At 64.6% G+C, this 14,701-nt stretch carries 6 protein-coding genes; 3 read left to right on the top strand and 3 right to left on the bottom strand.

Annotated features, from left to right (window positions below):
- The first annotated feature begins 29 nt into the window (after positions 1-29).
- Positions 30-5,045 (top strand): DNA repair ATPase, encoded by a 5,016-nt coding sequence (locus tag ABD919_RS16595; protein ID WP_345237161.1) that lies wholly within the window; start codon positions 30-32, stop codon positions 5,043-5,045.
- Between the two features lie 119 nt (positions 5,046-5,164).
- On the opposite strand, the gene ABD919_RS16590 is transcribed toward ABD919_RS16595, so the two are convergent.
- The 3 genes from ABD919_RS16590 to ABD919_RS16580 all read right to left on the bottom strand — a co-directional run bounded on the left by ABD919_RS16590 (position 5,165) and on the right by ABD919_RS16580 (position 12,352).
- Positions 5,165-9,658, bottom strand: coding sequence for a fibronectin type III domain-containing protein (locus tag ABD919_RS16590; RefSeq protein ID WP_345237160.1), 4,494 nt, complete (start codon positions 9,656-9,658; stop codon positions 5,165-5,167).
- A gap of 388 nt (positions 9,659-10,046) precedes the next feature.
- Positions 10,047-11,243 carry an MFS transporter gene (locus ABD919_RS16585; protein ID WP_345237159.1) on the bottom strand — a complete coding sequence of 399 codons (1,197 nt, stop codon included), beginning with the start codon at positions 11,241-11,243 and terminating at the stop codon, positions 10,047-10,049.
- A gap of 83 nt (positions 11,244-11,326) precedes the next feature.
- A complete protein-coding gene (locus ABD919_RS16580; protein ID WP_345237158.1) occupies positions 11,327-12,352 on the bottom strand; it encodes an App1 family protein phosphatidate phosphatase in 1,026 nt (341 codons plus the stop codon).
- 97 nt (positions 12,353-12,449) lie between these two features.
- Between ABD919_RS16580 and ABD919_RS16575 the strand changes: the two genes are divergently transcribed.
- Positions 12,450-13,352 (top strand): diacylglycerol/lipid kinase family protein, encoded by a 903-nt coding sequence (locus tag ABD919_RS16575; RefSeq protein WP_345237157.1) that lies wholly within the window; start codon positions 12,450-12,452, stop codon positions 13,350-13,352.
- Positions 13,353-13,572: 220 nt separating this feature from the next.
- Positions 13,573-14,487 carry a mechanosensitive ion channel family protein gene (locus ABD919_RS16570; protein ID WP_345237156.1) on the top strand — a complete coding sequence of 305 codons (915 nt, stop codon included), beginning with the start codon at positions 13,573-13,575 and terminating at the stop codon, positions 14,485-14,487.
- The last annotated feature ends 214 nt before the right edge of the window (positions 14,488-14,701 follow it).

Raw genomic sequence — 14,701 nt, 5'->3', positions numbered from 1 at the left:
AAACGAAAAACGAAAACATAAGCGCCTCCGTGGCTCCCCCTCTCCCGGAGGGGAGGGGGCCGGGGGGTGGGGTAAAGCTCGAAGGCGGCACCTACGAAATCCTGCGCAACCGCCTGCAGAAAAGTGGCGACGACCTGCGCGGCCGCCTGGAAAAGCTAAACTCCGAGCGCAAAGCCGTGTTTGGGGCCATCGACACCAAGCTGATTGGCACCGGGCGCATCAACACCGAGCACAACTGCGTGCCCTGGGACATGGCTACGGTGGGCAGCAACTTTCTCTTTGGCTACAACGTGGTGCTGGGCCTGAAGACGGAAGTGGAGCTGTCGGACGTATTTGGTGCCTACTCCTACCGCGACCACGAGTTTCACCCGCTGCCGCTGGATATTATTGGCAATGCGCAGTTTGCGGAGGAGTTTCGCAACCTCTACAAGTACTACAAGCACACGCAGTTTGTGAAGTTTGCCGTCATCGGCACGCACCTGTTCATGGTGTTTCGGGTGGGGAAGAGCGTGAACGACATCAAGACGTTTAAGTGGCTGCTGCAGGGCGACACACTCACCTACCTCGACAACCGCAGCGACCACGAGTACGTGTTTCCACCCCAGCACGAGTTTAGCTGGAAGCGCACCACGCGCGATATGCAGCGCTCGGGCAAGCACCCGCACATCAGCATCGAGGACAAGGTGTTTGTGGAGACCATTCACGGCGACCTCACCATCAAGGTGGAAAACAACACCGAGACGGGACGCGGCATCTATTCCGAGCCGGTGGCCGACAAAGACCAGACGCTGGACGACTCGGAGATTTACTATGCGGTTGTCGGCAACATCATCCTGCTGAAAATCCGGCCTTACCAGGAGCAGGACTACCGCTACTTCATCTTTAACTCCAAGTTGAAAACGGCCCAGCGCCTGGATGCGCTGGCCGACGCCTGCGTGCTGCTGCCCGACAACCAGGGCCTGATATTTCCGCACGGCTTTTACCTGCAGACCGGCGAGGGCAAGCTGTTCGACAAAGGCCTGCGCGACATGCTGTTTGAGAAGCGCATGGCTTCTCCCAATGGCGAGGACTTTCTGTACGTTTTCTTCAACAAGGAAAATGGCGTGTACCTGCTGCTGTCCTACAACATCATCGCCCAGCGGGTGGATAACCCCATCAGCTGCCACGGCTACGCGCTGTTTGAGAACGGCGAGCTGTGCTACTTCCGCAAGGACGACGAGCCCAAGAAGCACCACGCCGTGCAAATCTGGCAGACGCCCTACGTGGCCCCTAACTTCGAGCTGCCCGTCACGTCCGAATCCTACCTCTACAAGCTGGGCAACAAGGAGATAGTGCGGGCCATGGCCGAAGCCCAGGAAGTGCAGACCCTGCTGAACAAAGACGACAGCTACGCCGGCCTCTACCTCGACCTGATTCGCCTCACCTCCACCCTCACCGACACCTACCACTGGCTGCGCGAGCCGGCCACCTACGCCCTGGCCGAGCCGCTGCGCGACATTCAGCAGGCGGCCAACGCGGCGGTGGAGGAATTCGACAAGGTGCTGAGCATTCGCAAAAGCACCGGGCAGGAAACCCAGCGCGTGCTGGGCAAGGCCGACGAGCTGATGGGCCGCATCAAGCGCACGGCCCCGGCCGAGGTAAACGAATACGTACAGCTGCTGGCTGAATTGCGCACGGTACGCGGCGAGGTCATCTCCCTGAAGGAGCTGCGCTACGTGGAGCTGCCGGCGGTGGAAAAAACGGCTGCCGAGCTGGAGCAGACCAGCAAGGATGTGGCCCAGCAAACGGTGGAGTTTCTACTGAAGCCCGAGGCCCTGCAGCCCTATTCGGTGCGCGTGCAGGCCATTGCCGACGGCATTGAGCAGGTGCAGAAAACCACCGAGGCCAACGAGCGGGAAAAAGAAGCCGCCGCCGTAGCGGGCGAGCTGGAGCTGCTGATTGAGGTGGTGAGCAACCTGCCCATGGAAGACCCCACGCAGACCACGCGCATCATCGACAGCATCTCGACGATTTATGCCAGCTTCAACCAGATTCGGGCGGCACTCAAGCGGCGGCGGCAGACCCTGGCCGGCACCGAGGCCCAGGCCGAGTTTGCAGCGCAAATCAAGCTGCTCGACCAGGCCCTGGTAAACTACCTGGACCTGTGCGACGCGCCGGCCAAGTGCGACGAGTACAGCACCAAGCTGCTGGTGCAGCTGGAAGAGCTGGAAGGCAAGTTTCCGGAGTTCGACCAGTTCCTGAGCCAGATTGCCGACAAGCGCGAAGCCGTGTACGAGGCATTTGAGAGCCGCAAGGTGAGCCTGGTGGCGGCCCGCAACCAGCGGGCCTCGGCCCTGCTGCAGTCGGCCGAGCGCATTCTGAAAGCCGTGCAGAACCGCATTAGCCGCTTCGAGGCGGTGGCCGACATCAACGGCTACTTCGCCGCCGATGTGATGGTGGAGAAGGTGCGGCAGACGGTGCAGGAGCTGCTGGCCCTGGGCGACCCGGTGAAGGCCGACGATATTCAGAGCCGGCTCAAAACCATTAAGGAAGATGCGCTGCGCCAGCTCAAGGACCGCGCCGAGCTGTTTACCGACGGCGGGCAGGCCCTCAAGTTTGGACCCTACGCCTTCACCGTGAACACCCAGCCGCTGGAGCTGACCATGCTGCTGCGCGAGGGCGAGCTGCACTACCACCTCACCGGCACCAACTTCTTTCAGCAAGTAAGCGAGCCCGCCGTGCTGGCCGCCCGGGTTGTGTGGGAGCAGACCGTAGTGTCGGAAAATGCTGACGTGTACCGCGCCGAGTACCTGGCCTGGCGGATGCTGCAGACCGCGCAGCTAGCCGGGCCGGAAAGCGCCGGCCTGTCGCTGGTCGAGCTTTCCCACCTCACCGTGGGCGAGCTCACGACGCGGGTGCAGCAGTTTATGGCCCCGCGCTACGCCGAGGGCTACCTCAAGGGCGTGCACGACCACGACGCAGCCCTCCTGCTCGAAGCGCTGGTGCGCCTTACCCGCACCGCCGACCTGCTGCGCTACCCGGCCGAAACGCGGGCCGCGGCCGCTCTGTTCTGGCAGCTGTTTGCCTCTCACAAGCGCAAAACCGTGTGGCAGCGCCAGCTCAAAGGCATCGGGGTGCTGCTGCAGGTATTTCCCGATTCCCGTGAGTTCGACGCCCTGGTGCAGGAGCTACAGCAGGGTGTGGAGAAGTTTGCCAGCGAAACCGGCCTCTTTACGCTGGCCGAGGTGGCCGAAGCCGGCGAGTACCTATTCCACGAGCTCACGCGCGGCGAGACCTTCATCATCTCCGAAGAAGCGGCCCACCTCTACGAGTCTTTTCAGCACTCGCTGCGGGAGCGCAAGGCCGTGGATGCCTTTGAGAGCTCCGTGGCCAACCTGGCCGAGCAGCCCGCCGCCCAGGTCGCGCTGATTCGGCAGTGGCTGGGGGCGTTTTTGCGGAATACCGGTCAATCCGGCTCCGGGAACCCCACCCCCAGCCCTTCGCCGCTTGATGCGCGGAATCCATTGGGGGAGGGGAGCCCGTCGAGCACTGCTTCGGAGCTGGCTCCCCTTCCCCTCGGGGGGAAGGGGTCGGGGGATGGGGTACACGAGTGCGCTGCCCTCCTCGCCACTGCCACCTTCTCCCCTGCCCGGGTTATTCGCACGCCGCTGCACGAAACCCTCACTGGCTTGCAGGGCAGCCACGCCCGCATTCAGGAGCGCAGCTACCAGCTGAATTTTCCGGAGTTCCGGCGGCGGCTGCTGGCCTATGAGCAGGGTATTGTGCCGCAGTTTGAAGCCTTTGGCGAGCTGAAAAAGCAGCTGCTGGCGGGTTTTGCCCAGGAGCTGCGGCTGGAGGAGTTCCGCCCGCGGGTGCTGTCGTCGTTTGTGCGCAACAAGCTGATTGACGAGGTATACCTGCCGCTGATTGGCGCCAACCTGGCCAAGCAGATTGGTACGGCCGGCGAGAACAAGCGCACCGACCTGATGGGGCTGCTGCTGCTCGTATCGCCGCCGGGCTATGGCAAAACCACCCTCATGGAGTACGTAGCCAACCGCCTGGGTTTGATTTTCATGAAAATCAACGGGCCCGCCATCGGGCACGCCGTCACGAGCGTAGACCCGGCCCAGGCGCCCAACTCCGGCGCCCGCGAGGAACTGCTCAAGCTGAACCTGGCGTTTGAGATGGGCGACAACGTCATGATTTACCTTGACGACATTCAGCACTGCAACCCGGAGTTTCTGCAGAAATTCATTTCCCTCTGCGACGCCCAGCGCAAGATTGAGGGCGTGTACCAGGGCCGGGCCCGCACCTACGACTTCCGCGGCCGCAAGGTGTGCGTGGTGATGGCCGGCAACCCCTACACCGAAAGCGGCGAGCAGTTCCGCATCCCCGACATGTTGGCCAACCGGGCCGACATCTACAACCTGGGCGACATCATCGGCGACACGGCCGCCACCTTCCGCCTCTCCTACCTGGAAAACGCGCTGGTGGCCAACCCCGTGCTCAACCGCCTGGCCGCCAAAAGCCAGACCGACGTATACCCGCTGCTTCGGCTGGCCGAGTCGGGCGCCAGCGAGGGCCTGAGCTTTGAAGCCAACCACTCGCCCGAGGAAATCCAGGAGTACGTGGCCGTGCTGCAGAAGCTGCTCAGCATTCGCGACGTGGTGGCCAAGGTAAACGAGGCCTACATCGCCTCGGCTGCCCAGGCCAACGAGTACCGCACCGAGCCGCCGTTCAAGCTGCAGGGCTCCTACCGCAACATGAGCAAGCTGGCCGAAAAGGTGCGCCCGGTGATGAACGACGCCGAAATCCGCAGCCTGCTGGCCTCCCACTACGAAAGCGAAGCCCAGACCCTGACCAGCGGCACCGAGGCCAACCTGCTGAAGCTGCGCGAGCTGCTGGGATGGCTGCAGGAATCCGAAGCGGCCCGCTGGGAGGAAATCAAGGCCACCTTCCGCCGCAACCTGCGTAGCAGCAGCGGCGGGCAGCTGCAAAGCGTGCTCACCCAGCTGGAGAATATCTCGACCGGATTGGGCGGGATAAAGCAGGTGCTGGAGAAATAATACGTGCCGCCCAGTGCAGCAGAAAGCCCGGCTCGTTACCACACCAGTCGGACTGTTTCGAGAAGAAAAAAGGGCCGCTCCATTAGGAGTGGCCCTTTTCAATTCGACGCTACGAGCTATTATTCGAGCACCACTTTGCGGGTGAGCACCTCGCTGCCTAGCTGCACGCGCAAGGTGTAGACGCCGGAAGCCAGACCGCGGGTGCTCAGCGCCTGCTCAGCCGTGTGGGCCGATACCGCTTTGCGCAGCACTTCCTGGCCCAGGGCATTGAGCAGGGTGGCCTGGCCGGCAATGTGGCCAGCCATCAGGCGCAGGGTAAGCTGGCCGCTGCTGCTGGGGTTGGGGAACACCAGCAGGGCGTTGGTTTCGGCCTGGGCGCGGCTGCTCAGGGCGGTGCCGCTCACGGTGAAGGTGCCCGGGGTATCGGAGCTGCCGAAGCCCGAGACGGCCACGTAGTAGCGCTGGCCGGGGGTCAGGCCGGTCACATTCACTGTGCCCACGCTCTGGTTGTTGCCCGGGCTGGCGCTGCAGGCTACGGAGGTGAAAGGCCCATTGCAGCTGGGTGCGCTGTACACGCGCACCATGCCCGCCGAGTTACCCGAGAACGAGAGGGTGGTACTGTTGCCGGTGGGCGTCATGGTGAACCATACGTCCTTGGGCGCAGCTGCGGGCGAGCAGGCCGGCAGGGAAATGCCCGGGTGCAGGCTGGTGGTGGCCCCCACGTTGTTGCCCGTCAGGCTGTTGCCCGATAGGGAGATAGCGCCGCAGGGCTCGTCGTTGTTAGGAGCCGAAAGCGGCGTGGTAAAGCAGGTGGGGCCCACAAAGGGACTGCTGCCGGTGCTGGGGCAGTCCTGGCGCACGTAGAAGCAGTAGTTGGTGGCCGGCGACAAGCCGCTGAGCGTGGTGCCGGTGCTGGTAATGCCCGTAATAGTGGTGCCGGTACCGGGGGTGAAGCCCATGGGGCCGTATTCCACAGTGTAGGTAGCGCCAGCGGGCGGGTTGGTACCCGGCGCCCAGGTTAGCTGGGCCGTGGTGTTGGTAAGGGTGCCGGTACCGGGCGCCGTGGGCGACGAACAGTTGGAGGGCGAGGTGACGCACACGCCTACCGGGCCGAAGGTGTTGTTGTTGAAGCTCCACACCCGCACGTAGATAACCTCGCCGGGGGTGCGGTTTGTGAGGGTAAGCAGCGAGTACAGCCCCACGCCGGTGCCGTTGTCGTTGCAGCCCAGCTCCACCAGGCTGCCGCAGGCGCCCGAGTACAGGGCCATGCCCGTATCGGTAACCGGCGAAATCGGCGAGGTCGCTACCGTGCGCACCGTCACGGTGCCCGTGGCGGGCACTACCGTGCGGAACCAGATGTCGGCCCCGCGGTAGGAACCACAGACCGGGTCGGCCGCGCCGTTGCCGGTGCTGGCCGTAGCCGAGGTGATGTCGCCGGCGGTGTAGCCCTGGCAGGTGGTGCCGAACTGCACCGGCACGGTGAAGGCGCCCGCGCAGTCGTCGTTAGCCGGAGCCGGCGGGGCCACAGTCACGCACAGCGAGAAGGTAGCGCTGCTGCCCGTGGGGTTGGGCAGGGTAGTGGCGTAGATGCGCAGGAAGTAGGTCTGCCCTACCGTGAGGCCGGGCACAATGGCCAGGCGGGGCGCCGTAGCCGTGGCCGTATTGCAGTAAATGCTGGTCGAGCTGGCGCAGGTGCCGCTGCGCAGGTCAATAACCGCGCTGAAGGCGGGCGCGAAGTTGAGCAGGTGGGCCGTGCTGGTGGCCGTGAAGCTGTACCACACGTCGTTGGCTACGGTGCCAAAGCCGCAGCTGGCCGTAGGCGCCAGGCTTTGGCTGGCTGCTGCTACCGTGCCCGTCGTGGGCGTGCTGCAGTTGGTGGTGACGGGCAGCGGCGTAGCCGACGCGCACTCGTCGTTGGTCGGCACGGCCGGGCCGGGGTTGAGGCAGAGCGTGAACGTGGCGTTGGCCGCCGTGGGCTGCGCGGTGCTGTTGGCATACACCCGCAGGAAGTAGGTTTGGCCGCTGCTGAGGCCGGTGAGGGCTATTCCGTTGGAGCTGTTGGCCACGATGGTATTGCAGCTCATGGCCGTGGACGCGGCGCAGGTGCCCGAGCGAAGCTCCAGTACCGCCCCGAAGCGGGAGTTGAGCGTTACCAGCTGGGTAGCGCCGGTGGCTACAAAGCGGTACCACACGTCGACGGCAGCCCCCAGGGTGCCGCAGGTGCTGGGCAGCAGGCTCTGGCTGGCGTTCAGCACGGTGCCATTCAAGGGGTTGGTGCAGTCCATGGTAACTGGCAGGACCGTAGCGCCGGCGCACTCGTCGTTGGCCGGCGGCATGGCGGGGCCGGCGGTCAGGCAGAGGGTAAAGGTGGAGTTAGCAGCCGTAGGGGCCGTAGCGGAGTTGTTGTAAATCCGCACGAAGTAGGTCTGCCCCACCGTCAGGTTGCCCGGGAGCGCGGGGGCTGTATTGCCGCTGAAGTACGTGCCGCAGAATACGGTGGTGGCGTTGGCACAGGTGCCGGTACGCACTTCCATCACAGCCGAGAAGCGCGGGTTCAGCAGCAGGGTTTGTGAGGTGCCCGTGGCCACGAAGGAGTACCACACGTCGTGGGCCGGGGCCGTGCCGGCGCAGGCGCCAGGGCCATAAGCCGAGGTGGTGGCATTGAGCACAGTGCTGTTTACCGGCGAAGTGCAGTTAGCAGTGACGGCCAGGGCAATGGCCCCTGCGCAGTCGTCGTTGGCCGGGGGCGTCGGCCCGGGGTTGAGGCAGAGCGTGAAGGTGCTGTTGGCCACGGTGGGCACCACGGCGCTGTTGGCGTAGATGCGCACGAAGTATGTTTGCCCACTGGTGAGGCTACCCACCACGCTGCCGGTGGTGTTGCCGCTGAAGGCCGTGGTGCAGTAGATGCTGCTGGAGCTGGCGCAGGTGCCGCTGCGCACTTCCAGCACGGCCGCGAAGCGCGGGTTGAGGGTGAGGAGCTGGGTAGCGCCGCTGGCCACGAAGCTGTACCACACATCGTTGGTAGCGATGCCGGCAATGCCGCAGCCGGCAGTAGCCGTCACCCCGGCCGACTGCGTGGCGCCGGCTACCGTGCCGGTCAGGGGCGTGGTGCAGGCAGTGGTTTCGGTCAGCGCGGCGGCGCTGGCGCACTCATCGTTGGCCGGCGCCGGCGGGCCCGGGTTCAGGCACAGCGTGAAGGTGCTGCCCTGGCCGGTAGGCTGAGTAGCCGAGTTAGCGTACACCCGCAGGAAGTAAGTCTGGCCCGCCGTGAGGTTGGAGACGAGCACGGGCGTGGTGTTGCCGCTGAAGGCCGTGGTGCAGAACAGGCTGCTGGAGTTGGCGCAGGTGCCGCTGCGCACTTCCAGCACGGCCGCGAAGCGCGGGTTGAGGGTGAGCTGCTGGCTGCGGCCGGAGGCCACAAAGCTGTACCACACGTCGTTGGCCGCGATGTTGGCCGTACCGCAGCCGGTGGTAGCGGGCAGGCTTTGGGTAGCGCCCAGCACCGTGCCGTTGAGCGGCGTGGTGCAGGCCGCCGTTTCGGGCAGGGCAATGGCCGTGGCGCACTCGTTGTTGGTGGCCGGCGCCGGGTCGGTCGTAAACGAGCCGGGGTTCGACTGGGTGCTGTTGCCGTTGGTGCCGCCGCAGTTCTGGGTTACGTAGAACTGGTACGTGGTATTGGGCGTGAGGCCGCTAATGGTGGTGCTGGTACCGCTAACCCCGGTGATGGTGATGCCGCCGGTGGCGGGGTTAAAACCATTTGGGCCATACACGATGGTAAACGGGCCGGAGGGAGAGTTGGCTACTGTATAGCTCACCGTGGCCGTGGTGTTGGTAACGGTGGCGGTAAGGTTGCGCGGGGCCGGGCAGGGACTGGGCGCCGGTGGGGTAAACTGGTAAATCTGCCCCGTGGCCGGGCGGTCGGCAATCTGGTCGGCCTCCGTCACCGAGCTTACGCCGGGCGTGGCCGTGGCGTTGCTCAGGCTCAGGAAGGAGCCGCTGCCCATGCCGGCCCCCGACAAGCCAATGGAGGCCGAGGCCCCGGAAAAGGTGCCCGCGGGTTCCTGCCGGTACACGAAGCGCACCACGTTAGTCCCTTCAAACAGCTGCACCTGCATGGAAAGCGTGGGCCCGCCGGTGTTGCCGAAGCGGTACCAGTTCAGCCACTCAAAGGTGAACACGCGGTTGGGCGCCGTGCCCGTGGTGAGGTAGCTGGCCGTGCCCTGCCCGCCGTGCATATCGTCCCAGTAGGGCGCTACGCGCGGACGCTCCGCGGCAGCGCCGTTGTCCAGGTCGTTGGTGAGGCTGTTGCCCGTGGCGGCGGTGTTAAACGTCAGCCAGCCGTTCGACGAGGCCTTGATGTCGGTGTAGGGCGTCCCGTCGAATACAAAGGTGAACCCGATGGGAATAACCCCGGAAAGGGCATCGTCCGACTGAATGGCTGCCACGTTCGTTGCCGTGGCCGGCAGCGGCGTAAACATGCCCGAGGAAGGCGCAAACTGGTAGTTGTCGACCTGCGCCCGGGCTTGCAGGCTGCTCAGCAGCAGTACGGCGGCCAGCAGCGCCCGCCCTGAGCTGAAAAGCCTCGCACATGTTGTCTGGAAGAAGTGCATCATAGAATGGAGGGTAAAGTGAGCAAAATGGGAATACGCCAAACCGGGTTCGACGGGTTGTCTAATCTAAATGTAAAGCATTGTCACGCAAATTGATACTCAGTGAAGCTGCTCTTTCTGAATACTTAGTTAAAAGCTGAAAGGTAAAAGCAAAAAACCAGGAGGCCTGCTCTTTAACTATGAGCCCTCCAGTTTTGCCTGTCTGAGAAACAACTCAGCATTGGTAAAGCTGCTCTCACATCATAATGCTGTTCCAGCCCCGTGGCCGGCGCCTCAGCGCGGCCGGCCTGGCCTGGAGGCCTCGCCCCCAGCCCTCTTGCCAGCTGCGATGTCAATGTCGAGGCCAGCTTATGTTGAAGGCTTAGCCCAGGCCACAAGCGCTGGTATCAGCTTACTCCAACGCTGCCACCTTCTGCTCCCGGGTAAGCCATAGGCCCAGCAGTGGCCCCGGCGCCAGGAGCAAAAACAGGTAGCGCGGTTCCACCCAGGCCTGCAGCACGGCAAAGCATTGCAGGCTCACAATAGTTAATGCAAATCCCAGGCAGGTGACCAGCGTGAGGGCGGTGCCCTTGGCAGCGGCCGGGGCCCGCTGGGCCACCAGGGCCGAAAACTGGGGCGAATCGGCCACCACGGCCATGCCCCAGAGCAGCAAGGCCGCCGCGAAAGCTGGCCCGGGCAGGAGCAGCAGCCCCGGACTCAGCAGGCAGGCCGCCGCGGATATAGCCAGGGCCAGGCGGGCAGTGCGCAGGCTGCCCCAGCGCTGGGCCAGGTAGCCGCCCGCTACGCAGGCCGGCCCGCCCGCCGCGATAATGGCAAACGACCAGCCCGGCCCGAAGCTGCCAGCCCCGGGATGCAGCGCGCTGTGCGTGGCCAGCAGCAGCGGCACAAAAGCCCAAAACGTGTACAGCTCCCACATATGCCCGAAGTAGCCCAGCGCTGCCTGCCGGAACGCCCGCGCCCGGAATACCTGCCATAACACGCCGGGCTGCAGTCCGGCGCCGGGTCGGCGGTAAGGGCCGTCGGCCACCAGCACCCAGAGCAGGACGGCGCCGGCAAGCGCCAGCACCGAAGTGGCCAGCACCACCGCCTGCCAGCTGGCGCCCACGCTCAGCCAGCGCAGCAGGTGTGGCAGGGCCGTGCCCAGCACCAGGGCGCCCACCAGGTAGCTCAGGGCCCGGCCCAGGCCCTGCTCGTAGTAGTCGGCCGCAATTTTCATTCCCACGGGGTAGATGCCAGCTAGGCACAGGCCTGTGGCGCAGCGCAGGGCCAGCACCGCGGCCGGCGCGAGGCCGGGCAGCAGGCCGGCGTTGGCGGTGCTGCCCAGCACGGCACAGAGCAGAAACAGCCGCACCGCCGCTACCCGGTCGGCCAGGCGCAGCAAGGCAAACCCCAGCGTACCCAGAATAAAGCCCAGCTGCACAGCCGACACCACCGAACCGGGGTCGAGCCCTGCGAAACGCTTTTCCCGCAGCATGTCGGGCAGCACGGCATTGCCGGCAAACCAGAGGGCGGTGCCGGCAAACTGGGCAAACACGATGGCCGGCAGCACCCACCAGGGACGCCCCGCAGCCGGTGTCGGCAGGCTCATGTTAGCGTAAGCAGGATAACCCTTGGCATGGCCAAACCTACCGCCGGATGCGGCCGAAACCAAACGCCCGGCGCGAAGTGGCCCTATCCCTGGCGGGCTGCCTCGGGACCGAACAGGCCCTGCGAGTGCAACAGGGCTTCGCGGCTGTGCTCGAAGTAGCAGGTGGGCACGCCAGCAGCCTCCACCTCGGCCAGGGCGGCCAGGGCTCGGGGCCGGCCCCGGGGGCTGACGTGCCGCAGGTACACGGCCCGGATGCGGCCCGGGTAGTGCTGCACCACCTGGGCATAGATGAGCGGGTCCTGCTGGGAGTCGTCGCCGAGCAGGGTGAAGCGCTGCCCGGGGCAGGCGTCGAGGATGCGCGCAATGCGGTCGAGCTTGGTGGCGTGCTTGTTCTGCCCGGTTTGCAGCAGCTGGCCAAGGCCCTTGAGCTGGCTCAGCTGAAACACGCCCTTGGGCAGCTGCTGATGACTGGTAAACTCCAGCAGAAAGTCGTACAGGTTCCACTCGCTGCTCGACACGTAGAAAAACGCGTGGGCCGGCTGGGCGCTGCCGGCCCCGGCCCGGGCCAGCCACTGGTAGTGGGCCGCCACATCCAGAAAGGCCGCGCGGCTGCGGGCGTTGCGGCTCAGCAGCACCCACAGCCGCTGAAAGCGGGTGGCCGAGTGCGACACCAGAAAGGTGTCGTCGATGTCGGAGATAAAGGCGTACGGCGTTTCGTAGGGTACCTGCACCTCGGCGCTGGCCTGAGCCAGCACGGCGCCGCTGCGGGCATCGAGCAGCTCGGCCGTGGCCGGGTGCCAGCCCGGAGGCAGCGGCGCCGGCAGCTCCACGTCGAGCCGAAAAAACCCGTCGGCATCGGTGCGGGCGCCCGCGGTTTGGCCACCCACCGTTACGCGCACCGGTGCTTCGGGCCAGGGCCGCACCACAAACAGGCGAAGCAGGCCCCAGGCATTGGCCCAGAAGCCCGCGCCAAAGCGGCGGCGCGGCAGCGGACTCAGCCGGAAGGCATGGCCCTGCAGCACCAGGCGGCGCGGGCTGCCAAACCCGCGGTACAGCTTCAGGGTGGGCTGCCGGCTCAGGCGCAGCCAGGCCAGGATTTTTTCAAGCATCAGGGGGAAAGTTCGACCGTAGCAGCCTGAAAAACGTTAGGCCCAGAAATCAGTTGCCTGGCGCATTGCCCTCCCCGCTTCAGGCCTCCCTCCTGCCATGTCTGCCTCCCCTGCCCTGCGCTTTTTGTTTGCGGTAAACCCCGCTTCCGGCAGCACCGAAAAAACGGACTGGGAAAAAACCATCCGCGCATTTTTCGAAGGCCTGCCGCATACCGCCGAGCTGCTGACACTAACCGGAAAAAACGACGAACAGGCCCTGCGGGAAAAGGTGGAGACCCTGCGCCCCCACCGCCTGGTGGCCGTGGGCGGCGACGGCACGGTGAAGCTGGTAGCCGAGCAGGCCCTGGCCGCGGGCCTGCCCCTGGCCATTCTGCCCGCCGGCTCGGCCAATGGCATGGCCCGGGAGCTGGACCTGCCCCTGGCCCCGCAGCAAGCGCTGGAAGTGGCCGTACACGGTGAGGAAAAAGCCGTGGACGTGCTTTACCTCAACGGCCAGGACTTGTGCCTGCACCTGAGCGACATTGGCCTGAACGCCCAGCTGGTACGCTATGCCCAGCACCAGAACTGGCGCGGCATGCTGGGCTACGCCCGGGCTGCCTGCTGGTCGCTGCTGCACAAGCGCCTGCTGCAGGTACACATTGAGGCCGACGGCCAGCAGGTGGAGCGGGCTGCCTTAATGGTGGTGCTGGCCAATGCCCGGCTTTACGGCACCGGCGCCGCCATCAACCCCGACGGCGACGTGGCCGATGGCCACTTTGAAGTAGTGGTGCTGCGCCGCCTGCGGGGCTGGGAATTGCTGAAGATGTTCTGGCGCTTCCGCCCCTTCGACCCCGCCGTGGTCGAAACCTTCAGCACCACGGCGGTGCAGCTGGAAATCCGGCGCCCGGTCGATTTTCAGGTGGACGGCGAGTACCGGGGCAAGACCACGCACGTGGAAGCCAGCATCCGGCCGGCCGCGCTGCGGGTGCTGGTGAGCGCGCCGAAGCCGGCCGCGGCATAAGCACCCGCTTGCTTCAACACCATGGCGCGTCAGGCAAGCTCCTGCTTACGGGCCAGAAAGCACATTGGCTCAAAGGCCGATGCTGGCCTTCCCGCTTCTTTTCCCCAGGGCAGCCTTGCGGCCCTCTAGCTCCCCCATAGTGGGTGGCTAGCCAACAAAGCCCGGCCCTCGACAGTACCTACTCGTAACTTGCTGCTGCCAAATTCCAGCCTTAGCCCCCATGATAGCCGCCGTGAATGAAGTAGAACGCTCTTTTGACTTATTGTATGGCAAGCTGCTGGGCTGGTTCCGGCAGCTGGTGGTGATGCTGCCCAACCTGGTGGTGGCGGCCCTGCTGCTGGTGCTCACTTTTGTGGCGGCCCGGCTGGTGCAGCGCCTGGTGCGGCAGCTGCTGCCGCGCGTGTCGGCCAGTGTTACGCTCAACAACCTCGTGGCCACCCTGATTTATGTGTTCACCCTGATGGTGGGCATCTTTTTCGTGCTCACGGTGCTCAACCTCGACAAGACGGTGACCTCCCTGCTGGCGGGCGTCGGCATCATTGGTCTGGCCCTGGGCTTTGCCTTTCAGGATATTGCGGCCAACTTCATCAGCGGCGTCATCATTGCCGTGCAACGGCCGTTCAACGTGGGCGACGTCATCGAAACCGACAAGTTTTTCGGTACCATCGAGCGCATCAGCCTGCGCACGCTCAACATCCGGCAGACTACCGGGGAGCTGGTGATTATGCCCAACCGCAAGGTGTTCGAAAACCCGCTCATCAACTTCACCCAGCAAACCATACGGCGCGTCGACCTGGACTGCAACGTGGCCTACAGCTCGGAGCTGGAGCACGTGCGGCGGGCCGTACACGAGGCCATCAGCACCATTCCCGAGCTGATTTCGACCCGGCCCGTGGAAGTAATGTTTACCACTTTCGGCGAGAACGGAATCAGCTTCCAGGTACGGTTCTGGATGCCCTACCGCCGGCAGTTCGACTACGTGAACGCCCGCAGCGAGGCCATTATGCGCATCAAGCGCACCTTCGATGCCGAGGGCATCGTGATACCGTTCCCCATTCGCACACTGCACCTGCCCGCCGAAACCGCCAGCGTGCTGGCCGGAAAGCAGCCGCTGCACCCCACTGGCCCGGGCTAACCGAGCCAGCAGCCTCTCAACTGCCAGGGGCCCCGCCTTCTTGAAAAGCGGGGCCCCTGGTATTCTAATTTAATATGGTTTCTCTTCCTATGGATTGAGTTAACAGTTAAGAGTTATACTCGTCACAAAGTGAATTGAGAAAATAGGCTGGCGGATGTAGAGACGCAACATTTTGCGTCTCGTCGTTGAACGATGAAAAATAGAACGTTGTAAC

It is taken from the genome of Hymenobacter saemangeumensis (assembly GCF_039541835.1).
Taxonomy (GTDB): Bacteria; Bacteroidota; Bacteroidia; order Cytophagales; family Hymenobacteraceae; genus Hymenobacter; species Hymenobacter saemangeumensis.
Note: the sequence above shows the minus strand (reverse complement) of the source record. Positions and strands in the feature narration are given on the sequence as shown.

Excerpts from the sequence above, each read along its gene's own strand:
- ABD919_RS16590 (WP_345237160.1), bottom strand. The coding sequence starts at position 9,658 with ATGATGCACTTCTTCCAGACAACATGTGCGAGGCTTTTCAGCTCAGGG.
- ABD919_RS16585 (WP_345237159.1), bottom strand. The coding sequence starts at position 11,243 with ATGAGCCTGCCGACACCGGCTGCGGGGCGTCCCTGGTGGGTGCTGCCG.
- ABD919_RS16580 (WP_345237158.1), bottom strand. The coding sequence starts at position 12,352 with ATGCTTGAAAAAATCCTGGCCTGGCTGCGCCTGAGCCGGCAGCCCACC.
- ABD919_RS16575 (WP_345237157.1), top strand. The coding sequence starts at position 12,450 with ATGTCTGCCTCCCCTGCCCTGCGCTTTTTGTTTGCGGTAAACCCCGCT.
- ABD919_RS16570 (WP_345237156.1), top strand. The coding sequence starts at position 13,573 with ATGATAGCCGCCGTGAATGAAGTAGAACGCTCTTTTGACTTATTGTAT.